This is a genomic window from Dapis hubbardiae BLCC-M172 (assembly GCF_050016015.1).
Lineage (GTDB): Bacteria > Cyanobacteriota > Cyanobacteriia > Cyanobacteriales > Microcoleaceae > Trichodesmium.
Map to the genome: position 1 here is coordinate 1 of NZ_JBNHEQ010000137.1, position 18,648 is coordinate 18,648.

An 18,648-nucleotide genomic window follows, 5' to 3' on the forward strand; every position below is an offset into this window, starting at 1 on the left:
ATATCCTCTCGATCGCCAAATATTTTATTTATACCATTACATCCGGACATGATATAAGGGTCATTTCAGTTAGCCTCCTGCGGAGGAGCTGCGCTTTATCCTGACGGACTGCTCCGCTTTCCATGTCGCGCAGCGTTAACGTTTGCGTAGCATTCCGATAGGAAAGTTGTGCGGAACGCTAAACAGTTATCAGTGAACCTCAGACCTTAGTCGGAGGCTTGAAATACTGAGTTAAATATTTTTTCATCCCCTATCCAAGGGCAGGGCTGTTTCAGGCGTCAAATAAATAATCGATTATTTATGAGAATTGGGGACACGTCGATAAAAATTTGGGGAAAAGTTACGAAAAACTGACTATTTTTAGTGTTGGAGGTAGGGAAAAGCTCCCTGCTCACATCTTGGTCAAATCAACGAAATTTCTGAAAAATCCATTTCTTCACCAAAATTATTGCTCGATATTCTTTGGGGAAAATTAGCGTGTAAATGGTGAAAAATTCTCCCCTGCTCCCTGCTCCCCCGCTCCCCCTCTACCTTAACCAAGAATGAAACAGCCCTGCTATCCAAGGGGAGGCTTTGGACTTCATTTTTTGGTAAGGAAGAAGGAAGAAGGCTGTAATTACCTACAACAGAAGGTTTAAGAGCCAGAAAAAACTTAAATTTCCTGGTTGTGCATCAGTAAAGTGTGGGATAAGTCGCGTAGAGCTGGCCAATATAATCTAAAAGCACTGATATATAACGGTTGAGCGCCCACATGGTCGCGAAAAAAGTGCAAATTTTTTAGCCTTTGAGACTAAAAAGTTTGCACGAAAGGCAGACACTTCCCAAAAAGATACAGCTACAATTATTTCTCCTACTTCCCACCCTCCCCAAACTTCCCAAACTTCCCAAACTTCCTTGACGCACTACCAATTTCCTGTAGTTATTAACCCTGGGGTTTACACCCTCCGATACGAGCGGACACTCTCTCATAGAGTCCCAAACTGCGATAAATTCTAAATTCTAAATTCTAAATTCAACCATACCGTGCCAATAACAAAGTCAAATCATCATCAGTTCTTCCTGTCACCTTTGGCGATCGCAAAAATTCCTCCAACTGCTTAGTTGCCTCTTCCTCATCAGTAACCACCGTCATAAACTTAAACAACGGCAAAAAAAACGGACTATGAGGCAACCCCATTGGCATTTTCAAAGCCAACATTTGCAACCCATCCGAAAAAATTGCCAAATGAACAGGTTTTCCTAACCAGACTTTTACCTGAGCAGTCTCCACACCTTGCTCCGAAATCAAAAAAGTTGTCTCATTAATATGTTCTCCAGTTTGGGGTGTTGTCACTGGAAAAATATTCTCCTCTCCATCTCCCACCACCGCTGCACCGTCACCCACTTGAGCAGCAATAGCTAATTCTGGTGTTGCCACTACCAAAATCAAAGTTGCAGCTAACTCCCGCGCCTCAACCTCTCTCACCTGAGACTCAGACAAAACAGCATTTTTCGCTGCCCTCAAAGCATCAACCAACAAAAACTGCCAACCAATATTATCTTTTGGCAACAGTTTTTGTTGAGAAATAGTTTCTACTGCAACATCAACAGCTATTTTAGCACCAACATCTCCCAAATTTGCCGAACCTGCACCATCAGCAACAGCAGCAACTAAAATTCCCTCTGGCAAAATCTGCCAATGATGTGCATCTTGACATGGTTTTCCTCGTTTCTCATGACTTGTACCTGCAACCGATACCGACACCACTCGCCACTGACTTTGTGCTTCTATTGACATAACCTAATAATTTACTAACTTTTCCTTCTTCACTGCACTAACTTAGGACTTACGCAGAAACCGGGTTGATCGACGCAGTGACTTGAAAAATAATCAGGGTAATAAACCCGGTTTCTTGTTTGGGTGCGTAAGTCCTGTAATTATCAGTTTCAACTATAGTAACCAACTCACTCAAAGGAGACAGCAAGAGGAAAATCAACAGGACTTACGCAAATTGTTAAACAACACGCTATTTGTATTGGGGCGAATGCCATTCGCCCCTACAGATGGTGTATATTTTGTTATGTTGCGTAAGTCCCGATCAAATAAAAAAGCTGATAGCTAAGGTGTTAATTTGTTAGAACTTACGCAGAAACCGGGTTGATCAAGGAAATTTCGTGATTTGAAATAATCAGGGCAATAAACCCGGTTTCTTGTTTGGGTGCGCAATTCTTGTTTATATAACTTCTTCTTTCTTCCTTCTTCCTTCCATCATTAAACTGCTCCCCATCCAGGAGGAGGTAGTGCTACTTGTTCGTCAACTTTAGAATGGGAAACTTGCTGCATACTAGCAGATAACCAGATAAACATTTCCCGAAAATCAAGTCCTCTCAGTTTTAAGGGCGTCCTCTGAACTATTTCCCCCAACTTATCCATATTTGCTCCTTCCACACCAACCGCAAAAAAGGCAACGTGCTTGTTATCTTCTTCTTGCTGTATGCGATCGCCTGCTTCCTTGACCACTTTTTCTGATTCTCCTTGAGGTTCCCCATCAGTAATCAAAAATACCCAAGGTCGGTAATAAGTTATACCATTATTCCGATATTCTGACTTCCGGGTGGCAATCATATCTAGAGCTTTGTGAATGGCAGTGCCCATATAAGTTTGTCCTTGAGCAGTCAATACTGGGTTTTCAAATTGGTCAGCAGTGATAAATTCTTGGACAATTTTCACTTGATTGTCAAAGGAAATAATGGCAACCTCTACTCGTTTTTTGGCTAAGTCATCAGTAATTAAATTATCTCGAAAAGTTTCTAAGCCATCATTTAAAGCTTGAATAGGTGTGCCTGTCATTGATGCGGAGGTGTCCAACAATAGCACACAGGGGCAACGAGGTTCAGGATTTTCTGCAAATTCTACTGCTTCATCAAGTCTCATGTTAATTTTGTTAGCCTTATGTTAGTTTCTTATCTTCGTTTTCTTGTCTCTAATTTTCAAGTCTATTGTTCCAACAGATTTGGATAAAAGACGAATAATATCAATTGACATAGTACATCATAAGGCACTTTTAGCTCAATCTAATATCTAAAACGGTTTATATAACCCATTTGGTATCTATTAGACATCTCCAGAAAAGAGGGAGTAGGGAGTAGGTGGAAATAATTGATTTGATTTTTGATTATTGGGGATGTCTATTTACAGCGGATGTACTACATTAAGATGAAATCCGCTGTATGTACTTAAATATAATGAAGGCGATCGTTTATCATATCAAAATAATTGGGTCTAAAACTCCGCCTTTTCAGGAGAAATTGAGGGTTGCTTACACATCCCCGTTAGAAAAAAACTTCTGACTTCTGACTTCGTTAAATAAACGCTAATTTAGACTTCAGTCATGGTCACAGTCTCTTTATGGTTTTTGACTTTTTATTTTTGACTTTTGACTTAAATTTTACCTTATGAATTGATCGCTAACTTTTCAGTCAATTCCTCTTCCTCCTCTTCACCCCAGTTTTCCAGCCAATCTCCATCAACATTTTCGACATATAGGTTGACATGATTAATACCCCAAGCTAGTCGGTCTTCTTGTAACTGTTGGGCGGCTTGGAAAGCTTGCCAAACTTTTTCTAAACGTTCTTTATCTGACAGAGTTGTGCTAGTTGTTACCATATATGCTGCCTACTGTTAAAATGTATAGTTTTATTCACAAATCAAGATTTAAGAACTTAGGCAGAAACCAGGTTTCTCGACGAAAGTTCGTATAATATCAAATAATCAGGGTCAACAACCCGGTTTCTTGATTGATATCTATAAGTCCTAGATTTCATAGAAATCGATCGAATTTCTATCTAAAACAAAATTTAATGTATTTAGCCTCCTTTAAATGTTTGCTATTATGCAGAACAAGATTTACTAATTTAATAACAGAACTATCCTGACCGGGATTATAACTAACAAAAATACCCCGTCTAATTTGCCATTGCTTTAATGTATCTTTCCATTCTTTATACTTATCGTTACAAAGTTCACCGGACATAGTAGTGAGTTGAACACAGAGAGGCTTACCTGTGCTACTACTCACAATGACATCTGTTGCCATAGACAAATCTGCAATATAACGATGTACAACACAACCATCACGACTTTTAATCTGACGAGCGACAGATTCTATTAGTTCAGCATCTTCTTGATTAAACTCTCCCGATCTTAACTTTTGTTTCCATATATAAAATTTATGATCATTTTCATTAAACCATTTTGGAAAAAGATTTTCGTACCAGTATATAACTGGGGATGGAAGGTGCTGCAAAAATAATTGTCTTTCTTCATTTGTTAAAGATTGTAATTTTAACCAAAATTCTCCATCCTTAATTAATTCTAACAAAAACCCAACTAAGACACCTTTCTGCGTCAGTAACCCTGGTCTAATATCCTTAATCCAGCGCCTGACTTCATCTAACCTCTGGGCTAACGCAGGTTCGATTGACCAGGCAAGACGGCTAAGTTGTTTTAGCTTAGGCTCGATTTCTCTTGCTTGCAATCACCCTCCTAGCATAAGACCCATCTTACTGAATCTTTAAAAACGTTTTATATCATAACTTATATTGTAGCGTTTGATTGTCATTATTAGGGATTAATTACTAGAGAATATTTTATAGATGAAAATCTATTGACTAATTTACCTTTAAGTGGTATGCAAAGAGGGCAAAATTAGCCTGATAAATCTTAAAGCTAGCTTAAAAAAAATAAAGATTCTTATGTTTATTTTAGGTTCACAATAATTATTAGTAGTAACTATAAATACAGAAAACAAATGTCAGAATCAACTATCGAATCAATCCTAGAAGAAAAACGTCTTTTCCAACCACCGGAACAATTTTCCCAAGCAGCCCATATTAAAAGTATAGACCAATACAAAGAACTCTACGAAAAAGCAAGAACTGACCCAGAAGGATTTTGGGCAGAACTAGCTGAAACAGAATTAGACTGGTTCCAAAAATGGGACAAAGTTCTCGACTGGCAACCACCTTTTGCGAAATGGTTTGTTAATGGCAAAATTAACATTTCCTATAACTGTCTAGACCGTCATCTAACCACTTGGCGACGGAATAAAGCAGCCCTAATATGGGAAGGGGAACCAGGAGACTCTCGCACCCTCACCTACGCCCAACTGCATCGGGAAGTTTGCCAGATGGCAAATGTATTTAAACAATTGGGAGTCCAAAAAGGCGATCGCGTCGGTATTTATATGCCCATGATTCCTGAAGCAGCGATCGCCATGTTAGCCTGTGCCAGAATTGGCGCACCCCATACAGTTGTCTTTGGTGGATTCAGTGCTGATGCCTTAAAAAACCGCCTGGTCGATGCTTCGGCCAAATTAGTCGTCACTGCTGATGGAGGTTGGCGCAAAGATGCCATTGTTCCTCTCAAAGAGCAAGTAGACAAGGCACTAACAGCAGGTGCCCCTACCGTTGAAAATGTCCTAGTCGTTAAACGTACTGCCCAAGAAATTCACATGGAGTCTGGGCGAGACCATTGGTGGCATGACCTGCAAAAAGGTGCTTCTGGGGAATGTCCAGCCGAACCGATGGATAGTGAAGATATGCTATTCATCCTTTACACAAGTGGCACAACAGGCAAACCCAAAGGAGTGGTACACACTACAGGCGGTTATAATCTTTACACCCACGTTACCAATAAATGGGCATTTGACCTCCAAGACACGGATGTATATTGGTGTACTGCTGACGTAGGTTGGATTACAGGTCACAGTTATATTGTTTATGGTCCTCTATCTAACGGTGCCACTAGCCTCATGTATGAAGGCGCACCCAGAGCATCTAATCCTGGTTGTCTGTGGGATGTAGTAGAAAAATATGGCGTTACTATCTTTTACACCGCTCCTACTGCTATCCGAGCATTAATGAAAATGGGAGAAGAACATCCCAACTCCAGAAATCTAACTTCTCTACGTTTGTTAGGAACAGTAGGAGAACCAATTAACCCAGAAGCTTGGATGTGGTACCATCGCGTGATTGGTGACAGTAAGTGTCCAATAGTTGATACTTGGTGGCAAACTGAAACTGGTGGATTTATGATTACTCCTTTACCTGGTGCTACTTCGACTAAACCAGGTTCGGCAACTTTCCCTTTCCCTGGCATTATTGCTGATATTGTCAACCAGGAAGGTGAATCAGTTGATGGTAGCAGTGGGGGTTATTTGGTGGTTAAGCAACCTTGGCCTGGAATGATGCGGACTGTCTATGGTGATGACGATCGCTTCCGTCGTACTTATTGGGAGTATCTGAGTCCAAAAAATGGTCAGTATCTTTATTTTGCTGGTGATGGTGCCCGCAAAGACGAGGATGGTTATTTTTGGGTGATGGGTCGTGTTGATGATGTGATGAATGTGTCTGGTCACCGTTTGGGTACTATGGAAGTTGAGTCGGCATTGGTGTCTCACCCTTCTGTGGCAGAAGCTGCAGTTGTTGGTAAACCTGATGAGATTAAGGGTGAAGAGATTGTGGCTTTTGTGACTTTGGAAGGGGAACGGGAACCTGATGCAGCTTTGGAGAAGGAGTTGAAGCAGCACGTTGTACAGGAGATAGGAGCGATCGCTCGACCTGCTGAGATTCGGTTTACTGAGGATTTACCAAAGACTCGCTCTGGTAAGATTATACGACGCTTGTTGCGTTCTCTAGCAGCTGGTCAGGAAATTGCCGGGGATACTTCGACTTTGCAAGACCGGAGTGTGTTGGATAAGTTACGGGGTGGTGCGTAGTTAGAAGTCAGAAGTAATCTCTGGTCCAGTAAATAGTAATTTCTGACCAATAGTCTAGTAGGGTGCGTTAATGAAATGTAACGCACCGCCTATCCTAAATGTTTCGGTGCGTTACGGCCCAATGTAATGTTTGACACTCCAGTAGGGTGCTTTAATCAGTTGAATAGTTCGTAGAATTGCTCTAGCCCTATTTATAGTTCGGGCTAGAGCAAAACTACAAACAAAAACTTTTTTATAACTGATTATCCGGACATGATATAACGCACCACCTATCCCAAATGTTTAGGTGCATTACGGCGCAATGTAATTTTTGACAGTTAACCGTAGTCTGTAGTAAGCGCCTAATGCACCCTACTCCCTACTCCCTACTCCCTACTCCCTACTCTAATGTTTGATGCTACCCATGAAATTCTGAACGAAGGTCGTGTTCATAAATACACAGTTACTTACAATGGTAAACCGATACCATACACTGAGGTTTTAAATTTATGGCAGTCTGACTCAGACTTCTGCTCCTTCTTTATCTCACTTTTATCTGAGTCGCCCTTTTCAGCATATCGCTGGGAGACACCTCCCATTACAAAAGATACTGTCAAGCGTCAATTTGAATTTGTGCTGCTTAATTCTCCAGGGTTGGCACGGAACCCAGACAAAATGACATTTGCGAATTATTTCGCAACTGATGATGTAAATAATGGAATTGTGGTATTTGAGAATTTAGGCAAAGATGCAATACTTGTGGTTCCATCTCCAATAGATTCAAATGCTTCCCCTGGAGGAACTGGGTTTTCAGCTTATTCCCATTTAGCAGTCTTTATTCGCAATGTCCCTGACAAGCAGAAACAAACATTGTGGCGAATTGTCGGAGAAACTGTGCAACAACAGATTTCAGATAACCCACTTTGGGTTAGTACGGCAGGTGGGGGAGTAGCTTGGCTTCATGTAAGATTAGATTCTCGACCTAAATACTACCGATACAATTTGTACAAGGAGGTATTGGTGAAATAAGGTATGAAATTTGTATGGGCATTAGATTAATAGTAAGGAAAAAAACTGTTTTGAAGTAGCAGTCAGCGGTCAGCAGTCAGCTATTAGCTTTTCACTGTGTATAATGGGGGATACTCTAGAGTTGCCGCTCCGCGTCTTATGACCCCCATGCAAAGGGCACCACTAATTTTTCAAGCTCTTGTGGGGGACTTAAACCCTCGGATTTTAGCGCTCCAGCTAAATGCTGGCAAGCGCAGCATGACCTAAGGAAAAGCTAATAGCTAGTTAACTACTGACTCCTGTAGGGGCGAATGGCCATTCGCCCCTACGACTACTAAAAATCATACAATCATTTACCAACGCCTATACAAGGATTACTAAGGTCAAAAACTGGTAGTCCTAAACAAGTTTTTGCTGAGAATATTCTAAGAATAAGGATTACCAACTTTTTTTTAGTAGACATCTCCAAAAATCAAAAATGAAATCAATTCTTATCCATAAACTATTAATTACTTCTGCCTATTCCCTGTTCCCTCTTTTATGGAGAGGTATAGGACCCCTGAAGGTATTTATTTTTTTATACATGATGGGGATGGGAAGTGTGGTCCGGGTGGGGAGATGGGAGCCGCTTATTCTACCTTTTTCCCCTCTGAGTATTTCTTAATCTCCTGACTTCTGTACGGGCGTTAACGATAGTTATGCGAAGCTAACGGCCGTTTCGCGGAGCGACATGAAACGCCCCTACGAGGACTGAGGACTGAGCCAAAAACTCCCAACAAAGCCCAAGATACGCTTAGGGCTTCTATAGTGCAATATCTGAGTATTGACTTCTTACCACAACTCTAATAAAGTTGATTAGGATGAATTAACTTCACTTTGGGTTAAAGTTATTTTTCGTCCCATCTGACGCAACTATAAACAATAAAAACTGAGGTGTCAAAAATGCTTATTGAACGTAAAAGTTCCCTATCCCCAATTAAACTAGCTATCTTTTTGCTCCGTTTACGTCAAGCGCTTTTGTTTCCAGATAAAGCTTATAAATATAACTATAGTTATCTACAGCCGTTGGCAATTACTGATGTCCCTGAAAATAAGCTAATAGAAAATACTTTAGGAATCTCTTTTCCCAATTTACCAAAGGGGGCTTTTCCAAGTATTACCTGGATAGTTAAGGTGGTATATTATCTCATTACAATTGTTGTTAATGGCTATCTTTATAAAAAGGATAATTCTTTAGACCTATATCAAAATGATTGGGCTGAACTCACTAAAGAGGTAGAATCTCTTGACAGTGATATTAGTCAACCAAAAACTCAAAAAAGTCTTCAAGCTTTAATTGAAAAACTAGAAGCAACTTTACACAAAATTTCCCCCGATCTGAAGGAGAAGGAAAGCATATTTGAGGGAGTCGTACACGGACATTTTCGAGAAATTGATAATACAATTAGTCAATTATTTGGAAGTAAGAAACGGGAAAAATCACTTGTTTTCGATGAGTTGTCTATTATTGAGCGTCTAGAAAATATCGTGAAGTTCGTTGCGAAGATAGCGGAAATAGTTGAGGAAAAAAATACAGAGGTAGAGGTATCAGAACCACTTACTCTTGATGATTACAATAAGTTGTACCAAGTTATTGAAAAGCCTGCTATTTCTAATAGTTTTACCCAAGACCTGATTTTTGCCTATTTACAAGTTGCTGGACCAAATCCTCTGGTAGTAAAGCAATTTACCCAAATGGATTCTCGTTTACCAGTTACTGAAGAAAAGTATAAAGCGATCGCTGAAAAATTTGGAGTAACAGATTCTTTATCTAATGCTTTGGCAGAGGGACGACTTTATGCTTCTGATTATAAAATACTAGAGAGTCTACCCAACGGCAATTACATCAACGAGGATCTTGTCCAACAAAAGTATATTTCGGCTCCAATTGCCTTGTTTGCGGTTCCTCCACAGGGGTCTTCTTCTCGTTCCTTATTTCCAGTAGCTATTAGCTATCAAAAGACTACTATTAGTGAGGAGTGGGTGTTGTTTACACCACTAGATGCTGATGAACCTTGGATGAGTGCCAAAAATATTGTACAAATGGCTGATTCTAATTATCACGAATTGATTTCCCATTTAGGTCGAACTCATTTAGTAGTTGAACCTTTTATTGTACCGACCTACAATTTGCCAGAAAATCATCCTTTGAGAAATCTGCTGACTCCCCATTTCGAGGGAACTGTTTTGATTAATTACGGTGCCCACTCTCTTTTAGTTGCTCCTGGAGAAGCAGTAGATTCACTTTTAGCTAGCAATATCGGAGCCGATCAATCTTTGAGTGCAAAAGGATCTCAGAGTTATTTATTTAATTTTAATGCTATTAATTTTCCCCAAACCTTAGTCGATCGTGGAGTTAATAATTCTGATACTTTACCTATCTATCCTTATCGAGATGACGGTCAATTAATTTGGGATGCTATTTATAACTGGGTTAATGATTATTTGTCTATCTACTATACCAGTGATGATGTCATTGTAGCGGATAAGGACTTACAAGATTGGGGAGCTAATTTGGTTTCCTTAGACGGAGGACGAGTAGAAAATTTTGGAGAAGATAGTCAGGGACAAATTAAAACCCGAGATTATTTAGTTAAAGCGGTCTCTACAATTATTTTTATCGGTAGTGCGCAACACGCGGCAGTTAATTTTTCCCAGAAAACTTATATGATGTATGTCCCAGGATTTCCTTTAGCACGTTATCTGATGCCCCCGACTAGCACTGAAGATCGGGAAAGTTTTATGCAGGGACTACCTTCCTTAAGTCAAGCTCTAGAACAAATTAATACCCTTTACTTACTTGGTTCAGTTAACCATACGAAACTAGGCAATTATTATGCATCTGCTTTCCCGGAAAATCAGGAATTACAATTGGCTTTGAAGAAATTTAAAGAAAGTTTGAATGCAGCAGCGACTATTATTAATCAAAGGAATCAAAGTCCTGAGCGTTTGATGCCTTACGAGTTTATGCTCCCAGAGAATATTCCCCAAAGTATCAATATTTAGGAGTAAATATTAGACATCTCTAGAAAAGAGGGAGTAGGTAGTAGGGGGAAATAATTGATGTATCTAGCCCGATAATTGATTTTATTTTTTATTATTGGAGATGTCTAATATTGGTTGTAGTAGGGCTTCAGCCCTATCTATCTTATATCATGTTCGGATAATTAGGTATAAATAAAATATTTGGTTTGGATAGGATATATTTTAATTTTTCTCCTACTCCCTGACTCTCTTAGTATCTTAATTATCAGTGTTCAACCGGACATGGTATTACTTATGGCTAGAGCAATACTACAAGCTTTAATAATAAGTGATAACTGAAATGACTGAACCAAATGATGTTAAATCCCCAACACCTAATTCTGAACAGTCAGCTCAACCGACTGAAGATGTAAAAACAGAGTCAAAAACAGACTCTTGGCAAAATCGTCTTGGTGGAATTTGGCATGATACCAGCAACCGTTTAATGAAGCTTTTCCCTGTAGATAAGGCAGCACAAACAATAATGCAATGGTTTACTGTGGATGAAGCTCAAGTTGCCGAAATATTAGAAAAAGTTCGCGCCGAGCTTCCTACCACTGAAGCAATATTAATTGGTAAACCGCAAACAGGTAAAAGTTCCATAGTACGAGGTTTAACAGGAGTTTCACCAGAAATAATTGGTCAAGGTTTTCGCCCTCATACTCAACACACCCAACGTTATGCTTATCCTTCTGATGATCTGCCATTGTTAATTTTTACGGATACTGTGGGGTTGGGGGATGTGAAACAGGAAATTCCGGTTATTATTAATGAACTTTTGGGAGAGTTGCAGCAGGAAAGCAACCGGGCTAGAATTTTGATTTTGACTGTAAAAATTAATGATTTTGCTACGGATACTTTACGACAGGTAGCACAACAGTTGCGAGCGGAATATCCAAATATTCCTTGTTTATTAGCAGTAACTTGTTTGCATGAGGTTTATCCTAACCCCACTGACGATCATCCCGAATATCCTCCAGAATATGAGGAACTAAACCGCGCTTTTGCTGCTATTGAGGCAGATTTTGGCAAATTGTATAATAGCTCTGTTTTGCTTGATTTCACCTTGGAAGAGGATGGCTATAACCCAGTATTTTATGGTTTAGAAGCTTTTAGAGATAGTTTAGCAGAGTTGCTACCGGAAGCAGAGGCACGAACAATTTATCAATTATTAGACGAAGAAGCAACCAAACAATTAGGCAATATTTACCGAGATGTTGGGAGGCGTTACATTTTATCATTTACTATTATGGCAGCTACGGTGGCAGCAGTACCTCTACCTTTTGCCACAATGCCAGTTTTGACAGCGTTGCAAGTGTCGATGGTAGGTTTATTGGGAAATTTGTATGGGCAAACAATTTCTCCTTCTCAAGCAGGTGGGGTTGTTAGTGCTATTGGTGGGGGTTTTGTCGCTCAAGCAGTGGGGCGAGAGTTGATTAAATTTGTGCCTGGGTTTGGGAGCGCCATTGCTGCTTCTTGGGCAGCAACTTATACTTGGGCGTTGGGTGAAAGTGCTTGTGTTTATTTTGGAGATTTGATGGGAGGGAAAAAGCCAGATCCGGAGAAAATTCAGGGAGTGATGCAGGAGGCGTTTGAGTCGGCGAAAGAGAGGTTTAGAAGTTAGAATTCAGAATTCAGAATTTAGAAGCTAGAAGTAATTAATGATGAAAGTTGCATACATAAATAGTGCAGCGAAATTATATATGTTCAGGACTTATACCAATTCCCATGCATTAACGCTATACTTGGATAAAACTTCAATTATTAAGTAATTATCTTAGTTTAATTACTTTTTTGTTAGAAAAGAGCAATTTTAGCATTAATTATTCTTGTTTGTACGGACGCCCTTATGCAACGTCCCTACCTCCCCTACTCCCCTACTTCAATCAAATATAGAAAAGTTTTTGAGAAATGGTATTACGCAGAGGTACTACATATAGATTTAAAAAACTATAACGTTATAGTTTTGAACGCTATAGAGATGGTCTTTGCGTAAGTCCTATATGTTGTTTGAGAGTTAACTGTAGGGGTTTGGTCTCCAAACTCCCACAACTCTACAGCGGAAGTCAGAAGTCAGAAGTAATATTATGTCCGGTTGAATAGCTATAAATAAGAAGGGAGGAGTCAGGAGTCAGGAGTCAGGAGGGAACAGAGGAAAAAGAAAGTATAAAAAGGAGAACGTTTTTTTATCACTAATTATCCGGACATAATATAATATCATCTTCAGATAACCAGTGATAAAAAAGTTTTTGCTTGACAGACTTTAATGATAACTATTCAACCCGACATGATATAATTGATGTTTTTCTGAGAGGAGCAACAATTGTTTCAATTCAAACTCAAACAGCTTCTCGCAAAGCATTAATATCTGAACCACAAATTGCCTCTAAATTCCGAGTTATTTTCTCAATTTCCCAATCCCACCATTTAATTTCCAACAACTCTTTAATAATCTCTTCCTTAAATCTTTTCCTAATTTCTTTAGCAGGATTTCCACCCACAATACTGTATGGTTCAACATTCTTTGTTACTACAGATTTTGTCGCAATAATCGCTCCATTTCCTACTTGAATACCAGGCATAATTGTCGCTCCATAACCAATCCAAACATCATTACCAATAATAGTATTACCTTTGTATGGCCAAGAGTTAGGCATGGCTTTTTCCCAACCATTTTCAAACACAGGAAATGGATAATTTGTAAACCAGTCAGTCCGATGATTTCCACCATTCATAATAAATTTTACATCAGAAGCAATAGAGCAGAATTTACCAATAATTAATTTATCTCCTATAAAGTCAAAATGATAGAGAACATTCCGCTCAAAATTCTCTGGATTCTCAAAATCATCATAGTAGGTATAGTCTCCCACAATAATGTTAGGATTGTTAATAATATTTTTTAAATAAACTAATCGAGTTTGATTAGGTATTGGATATTTCAGATTAGGGTCAGGACCGTTATTCATAATGTTGAAAATAAGGAAGAAGGAAGAAGGAGGAAGGAAGAAGGAAGGAAAAGATTGATTGAGAGAGCAATTTCAAATCAAAAATTTGGATAATAAAAATAAAGAGCAGTTGATATTAAATCTAGTAGAATCGGTGTTATTCAGTATTTAAAGATAAGAATAGGGGCGAATAGCCATTCGCCCCTACCCATTGCATAACTCTTGACTCAACCAAATTATTTAGCTAAACTAATAATTTATTTCAACACATACTTACTCAGTACCGCATATACTTCATTAATATTCACCGAACGATTAAATTCATGGCTAATTGGTTCTGACTCACTACCCACCCAAATTTTTAATTCTGCATCTAAGTCAAAATGCCCTGCACTTTCTTTAGAAAATTTAGTAATTTTTGAATAAGGAATAGAAAGAAACTCAATTTTATGCCCACTTACTCCTTGTTTATCTACCAATATTAAGCGCTTATTAGTAAACACAAACATATCCCGAATAATCTGGTAAGCTTTTTCAATTTGTTCTCCATCTACTAAAATTTCATTGAATAACTTATCTAGTTTTTTAGAATCAACATTAAGTTCGGAAGCATTGCCGAGCAAACCACTAATTAAACGCATATTTTACTCCTTTTAATATTATCAATATTTAATAAGCTTGACTATCAAATCATTGAGCCGAACATTATTTTTATCCTCTATTCTATTTTAACAAACCTAGTGGCGCTACGCGGAAGTTAAAAGCCTGAAAGGTTGCGAGGCGACAGCCGTGGCAATCTCAAAAGTCAAAAGTATTGGTTAGTAAGGCTTTTAGGATTTTGTAACTGGTTAGTTATTTACGCTATCCTGCACTAGGCATCATATTAAGTTTGTGCCAGATTTTAACTTACCCACACCCATAAAGCTAGACGTGTTATACTAATTCCCAAAAGTAATTCTATATTTAATTAAAACTTCAGTTATTAGGTAATTACTTTAGTAGAATAACTTTTTTGATGATTTTAGGTAAGTTAACGTTAATTATTCTTGATTTTTACTTTTCCAGTAGGGACGTTGCATGCAAGGTCCTTACACTAACCTACTCAATCAAATGTAGAAAAGTTTTTGAGAAATGGTATTACTATTTTAGCTGCAATAATTTTGAAAAAAGATTTTTTGATACCAATTCACTTTAAAGATGTCACAAATAGTTTCAAACTTTAAATGTGAAATAATTTCCTGAAATTAATGTATAGTCAAAGTTTTGAGCTGTTCAAATCTTGATTTAGACTTTTGACTTTGAGATTGCCACGGCTGTCGCCTCGCAACCTTTCAGGCTTTTAACTTCCGTGAAACGGTATGAATACCCTTACTTAAGCCAAAAATATGTCAGAATAAAGACATTTTATGTAACTCTGACTATAGTATTTCCTTATGTCAAAGGTCTACAGCACTAACGAGCTAATAAATATCTTAGCTGAAGAACGCCAAGCTTGTATACAAGGCCATCGTCTTAATTTGGCTGCAACCCCCCGTACTGGAAACCCAGTGGTTGACCAATTTCTCAAACCAGAGGCGTTTCAAAAATTTACTGCTTATCAAGATTTTAAAGCTGCTATCCATCGCTACCAAAGGGAATATTTGGTCTCTGGTATTGTGTGGCGACAAGTGACAGTTAATGAGAAAACTATTAGTTTTCCTGTGGTGCATGAACAGTTAATTGCCTTGTCGGATGATTTAGAAATTTTGCAGGGAGCAAAAGCTTCTGTGTTAAATTTTTGGAATCAAGTGACTATAGGGATGGATTTATATTTAAGTGTAAGTCATGGTCGAGAATTTCGCCCAATAGAAATAATTGAGATAGAGGCGATCGCCCAACGTACAGAATGGGCAAATATGTTGAAGTGGGAAAAATCAAATTTTCTGGAGATGCTGCTGCAGTTGGGATGGGGAAAACCAGAGTCAGCAGCTTATCGCAGAGGTTGGCCTAATTCTGGTAGTGAGTATATTCATGCTGTTAAACCTGGAAAACAACCTATTTGTTGAAATAGGGAATAGGGAGTAGGGAGTAGGGAGTAGGCAAAAAATATAATATTTATTCCGTTATTTGTACCACATTAACCTGGAATTTGCTGTATGTATTAATTATTCATTATTAATTAAAATATTAGGATTTTATCTAATGTCTCGAACTAGAATTTTCACATGGCGATCGCTCTTAACTATCAGCATTGTCTTTTTCTTAGTTTTAATACTGACAATTTTTACTATATTATCTTTTATTCGTCCCCCTCTAACTAACACAAATTTATTATTATTTCCTGGAGTTTTATATGAACGGATTGCTTTTTCTCAACCCCGTCCGATTATGATTCATGTTGTTACTATTGACCTTTCTACAACAGGAATGAAAGTATTAGTAACGCCCAGAATTTATACTTCTCCAGACATGAAAATTTCCGCCCGGACTACTTCCGAATTTGTCAATGAATTTGATTTACAGCTAGCAATAAATGCCAATTTTTTCTACCCATTTTACGAAAAGACACCTTGGGATTTTTACCCTAAAAGTGGGGATTTAGTAAATGTAGTTGGGCGGGCAATATCTAATGGTGATGACTACTCTATAGTTGATAGAAATTGGCCGACTTTATGTTTTAATCTCAAGAACTATGCTCAAATATCAGATAATTCTATTTGTCCAGCTCAAACTACTCAAGCTATTTCTGGTAATTTAATTTTAATTGCTAATGGTCAGGCAATTGCTGTGCCTGGAAATTCACCTTTTAATCAGAGAGCTTATCCACGGACAGCAGTAGGAATTAATCAAAAAGGCGATAAATTATGGTTAGTTTTAGTTGATGGTAAACAGCCTTTTTATAGTGATGGTGTTACTATGGCAGAACTACAGGAATTTCTGATTAATTTAGGTATAGATAAAGCATTAAATTTAGATGGTGGAGGTTCAACAACTTTAGTGGTAAGACCTGATTCTCAAGGGAAATTATTAAATTCACCAGTTCATACTCTTATACCTATGCGTCAACGTTCAATTGCTAATCATTTAGGATTTTCTATTGTACCTTGAGCAAATTCATTGTCTAGGGAGTAGGTATAATTTCAACAATTAATTATTAATTATTAGACCTCTCCGAAAAAGATATAGATTTTTTGCAGGAGTAGGGAACAGGGAACAGGGAACAGGGAACAGGTAAGATATTTTTACAAAAAAAGCTGGAAAAATGATTTTTTCTGGTGACTTTTCTTTCTTTAGCTAATATAACTAAAAGGTTTATTTATTTTCCACCAGATGTCTATTAATTATTACCTCTTCTTATATAGAAGAAAATTGCCTAAAAAGAATTGTTTTTCTTTTTTTGGTCGATTGAATATGGCTACGGGCGAAACGCGTTTCGCCCCTAAGACTCCTGACTCCGAGCGCGATACGATAACTAATTACCCGGATTCTATATAAATTGGATGGCGGGCAAGATGCCCGTAGCACATTATTCTTGAAATCTTTTTAGCATATCTACTGCCATTTTTTGACGTTCTAAATCTCCATCTAATCCAAAAAGAAAAGCAGCTTGCTGAAAATTTTCCGTTGCTTTACTTTGATTTCCCATTAAGTAATAAACTACCCCTCTATTAAAGTAAGACTTAGGATTATTAGCATCAATTTTGATAGATTTATTTAAGTCTTGCAATGCGTTTTGCTTTTCTCCTAATTGTAGATATTCATCGCCTCGATAATAATAAGCTTGAGAATTTTTAGGATTCATTTCGATAGCTTTATTAAAGTCGGCGATCGCTGCTCTTCTCATTCCCACTTGAGAATAAGCAACTCCCCTACTTAAGTAAGTTTCACTCTGACCAGGATTGAGATTTATAGCTTTATTTAAGTCTTTAATTGCACCCCAATAATTTTCTTTTTCTATCTTTTGTTTAGCCTGGTTATTAATTTCAATTGCCTGTTTTGCCAAATTAAATCTTTTAGTTATTATTTGATAATTTTCCCGATAAAGTTTTAACTTTTCTCTAGCTTCTAAATATGAACCGCTCTCTTGAGGAATCTTTTCTAATAAATTAATTGCATATTGCCATTTTGCTTGTGCTTGATACCAAGTATTAACAGGATGGGGTGGATTTTGTACTAATAAAGCTGCTGCCATTGCGGACTCTTTTGCTAACTTTAAATATATAAATCCATATTCTTCTAAATATAGCTTTCTCTCTATTGCCGTCAGTTGATAATTTAGTTTAACTATTTCTCTGGATACAGGTTGTAAGGGTACGCCAGGTAATTGAATAGTTTGTTCTAAAATGGCTATTGCCTCAGGCAATTGATTTCTTGCTAGCCTAAGTTTATTAATATTGAAATCTTGGTTAATATTTTCTAAACTGGCTATTTTTCCTTGAGCTATAGTTATGGATTTTTTTTGTACATTATTTAACCAAACAATTGAACCGCCGTAACCTAAAGCCAGGATAATTAGAATAAATGTAATGGGGTTTCTCTTACCCATGCTTGCTCCTCTCAATTTGATCAATATTTTTTATCGCTTATGGCTGTAGATAGTTTACCTGAATACAAAAAAATTTATTGAATAACCTGATAAGTCAGTATACACTTTAACTACCCCGGCGACAAGTCCCGCGCTCTCCCGTAGGGGAGCGTCGGGAGTATGTCAAGTCGCCAGATGTAATTAAATGTCACTATGTCCGAAGCCATTGGATTGAGGGTAAAGCAAGCAATATCATGGGTTTGAGCTGTATAGAACCCCTGAAGGGGTTCTATTTAAAATTAGAGATTGAGAGTAGGGGAGTAGGGGAGTGGAGGTAGGGACGTTGCATAAGGGCGTCCGTACGGGAGTGTGGAGAGATGGGGAGATG

Annotated in this window: 13 protein-coding genes; 6 read left to right on the plus strand and 7 right to left on the minus strand. The window is 38.1% G+C overall.

Annotated features, from left to right (window positions below; translation table 11 throughout):
• Positions 1-1,012 precede the first annotated feature (1,012 nt).
• The 4 genes from ACP6PK_RS12055 to ACP6PK_RS12070 form a co-directional block, all read right to left on the minus strand.
• The gene (locus ACP6PK_RS12055) at positions 1,013-1,777 is read right to left on the minus strand and encodes a PP2C family serine/threonine-protein phosphatase (RefSeq protein WP_426559803.1); all 765 of its coding nucleotides are present in this window, start codon (positions 1,775-1,777) and stop codon (positions 1,013-1,015) included.
• Between the two features lie 474 nt (positions 1,778-2,251).
• Positions 2,252-2,914 carry a vWA domain-containing protein gene (locus tag ACP6PK_RS12060; protein ID WP_426559804.1) on the minus strand — a complete coding sequence of 221 codons (663 nt, stop codon included), beginning with the start codon at positions 2,912-2,914 and terminating at the stop codon, positions 2,252-2,254.
• A 519-nt stretch (positions 2,915-3,433) separates the two neighbouring features.
• Entirely contained in the window at positions 3,434-3,646 is a 213-nt protein-coding gene (locus tag ACP6PK_RS12065) for a hypothetical protein (protein ID WP_094677533.1), read from the minus strand.
• 175 nt (positions 3,647-3,821) lie between these two features.
• Positions 3,822-4,517: a hypothetical protein gene (locus ACP6PK_RS12070; protein ID WP_426559805.1), complete on the minus strand. Its 696-nt coding sequence runs from the start codon at positions 4,515-4,517 to the stop codon at positions 3,822-3,824.
• 273 nt (positions 4,518-4,790) lie between these two features.
• On the opposite strand from ACP6PK_RS12070, the gene acs reads away from it, so the two are divergent.
• From acs to ACP6PK_RS12090, 4 genes are all read left to right on the plus strand, one after another.
• The gene (acs, locus tag ACP6PK_RS12075; RefSeq protein WP_426559806.1) at positions 4,791-6,758 is read left to right on the plus strand and encodes an acetate--CoA ligase; all 1,968 of its coding nucleotides are present in this window, start codon (positions 4,791-4,793) and stop codon (positions 6,756-6,758) included.
• A 387-nt stretch (positions 6,759-7,145) separates the two neighbouring features.
• Positions 7,146-7,766, plus strand: coding sequence for a DUF6940 family protein (locus tag ACP6PK_RS12080; RefSeq protein ID WP_094677537.1), 621 nt, complete (start codon positions 7,146-7,148; stop codon positions 7,764-7,766).
• A 921-nt stretch (positions 7,767-8,687) separates the two neighbouring features.
• On the plus strand, positions 8,688-10,790 hold the full coding sequence (locus ACP6PK_RS12085; protein ID WP_426559807.1) for a lipoxygenase family protein: 2,103 nt from the start codon (positions 8,688-8,690) through the stop codon (positions 10,788-10,790).
• Positions 10,791-11,109: 319 nt separating this feature from the next.
• The gene (locus tag ACP6PK_RS12090) at positions 11,110-12,432 is read left to right on the plus strand and encodes a YcjF family protein (protein WP_426559808.1); all 1,323 of its coding nucleotides are present in this window, start codon (positions 11,110-11,112) and stop codon (positions 12,430-12,432) included.
• A 715-nt stretch (positions 12,433-13,147) separates the two neighbouring features.
• Here the strand turns inward: ACP6PK_RS12090 and ACP6PK_RS12095 are convergent.
• Positions 13,148-13,777 (minus strand): Vat family streptogramin A O-acetyltransferase, encoded by a 630-nt coding sequence (locus ACP6PK_RS12095; RefSeq protein WP_426559809.1) that lies wholly within the window; start codon positions 13,775-13,777, stop codon positions 13,148-13,150.
• Positions 13,778-14,013: 236 nt separating this feature from the next.
• Positions 14,014-14,397, minus strand: a complete 384-nt coding sequence (locus ACP6PK_RS12100; protein ID WP_094673369.1) for a PH domain-containing protein — start codon at positions 14,395-14,397, stop codon at positions 14,014-14,016.
• A 792-nt stretch (positions 14,398-15,189) separates the two neighbouring features.
• Here ACP6PK_RS12100 and ACP6PK_RS12105 point away from each other — a divergent pair.
• Both ACP6PK_RS12105 and ACP6PK_RS12110 read left to right on the plus strand, forming a co-directional pair.
• Complete coding sequence (locus tag ACP6PK_RS12105) at positions 15,190-15,801, plus strand: hypothetical protein (RefSeq protein ID WP_426559810.1); 612 nt, start codon at positions 15,190-15,192, stop codon at positions 15,799-15,801.
• Between the two features lie 136 nt (positions 15,802-15,937).
• Positions 15,938-16,843, plus strand: a complete 906-nt coding sequence (locus ACP6PK_RS12110) for a phosphodiester glycosidase family protein (protein ID WP_426559811.1) — start codon at positions 15,938-15,940, stop codon at positions 16,841-16,843.
• A 418-nt stretch (positions 16,844-17,261) separates the two neighbouring features.
• Here ACP6PK_RS12110 and ACP6PK_RS12115 read toward each other — a convergent pair whose 3' ends face one another.
• Positions 17,262-18,281 (minus strand): tetratricopeptide repeat protein, encoded by a 1,020-nt coding sequence (locus tag ACP6PK_RS12115; RefSeq protein WP_426559812.1) that lies wholly within the window; start codon positions 18,279-18,281, stop codon positions 17,262-17,264.
• Between the last annotated feature and the right edge of the window lie 367 nt (positions 18,282-18,648).

Bases quoted from the DNA above. Each gene is read 5' to 3' on its own strand.
- ACP6PK_RS12105 (WP_426559810.1), top strand. From the start codon at position 15,190: ATGTCAAAGGTCTACAGCACTAACGAGCTAATAAATATCTTAGCTGAA.
- ACP6PK_RS12115 (WP_426559812.1), bottom strand. From the start codon at position 18,281: ATGGGTAAGAGAAACCCCATTACATTTATTCTAATTATCCTGGCTTTA.
- ACP6PK_RS12080 (WP_094677537.1), top strand. From the start codon at position 7,146: ATGTTTGATGCTACCCATGAAATTCTGAACGAAGGTCGTGTTCATAAA.
- ACP6PK_RS12100 (WP_094673369.1), bottom strand. From the start codon at position 14,397: ATGCGTTTAATTAGTGGTTTGCTCGGCAATGCTTCCGAACTTAATGTT.
- ACP6PK_RS12065 (WP_094677533.1), bottom strand. From the start codon at position 3,646: ATGGTAACAACTAGCACAACTCTGTCAGATAAAGAACGTTTAGAAAAA.
- ACP6PK_RS12055 (WP_426559803.1), bottom strand. From the start codon at position 1,777: ATGTCAATAGAAGCACAAAGTCAGTGGCGAGTGGTGTCGGTATCGGTT.
- acs (WP_426559806.1), top strand. From the start codon at position 4,791: ATGTCAGAATCAACTATCGAATCAATCCTAGAAGAAAAACGTCTTTTC.
- ACP6PK_RS12110 (WP_426559811.1), top strand. From the start codon at position 15,938: ATGTCTCGAACTAGAATTTTCACATGGCGATCGCTCTTAACTATCAGC.
- ACP6PK_RS12085 (WP_426559807.1), top strand. From the start codon at position 8,688: ATGCTTATTGAACGTAAAAGTTCCCTATCCCCAATTAAACTAGCTATC.
- ACP6PK_RS12060 (WP_426559804.1), bottom strand. From the start codon at position 2,914: ATGAGACTTGATGAAGCAGTAGAATTTGCAGAAAATCCTGAACCTCGT.
- ACP6PK_RS12090 (WP_426559808.1), top strand. From the start codon at position 11,110: ATGACTGAACCAAATGATGTTAAATCCCCAACACCTAATTCTGAACAG.
- ACP6PK_RS12095 (WP_426559809.1), bottom strand. From the start codon at position 13,777: ATGAATAACGGTCCTGACCCTAATCTGAAATATCCAATACCTAATCAA.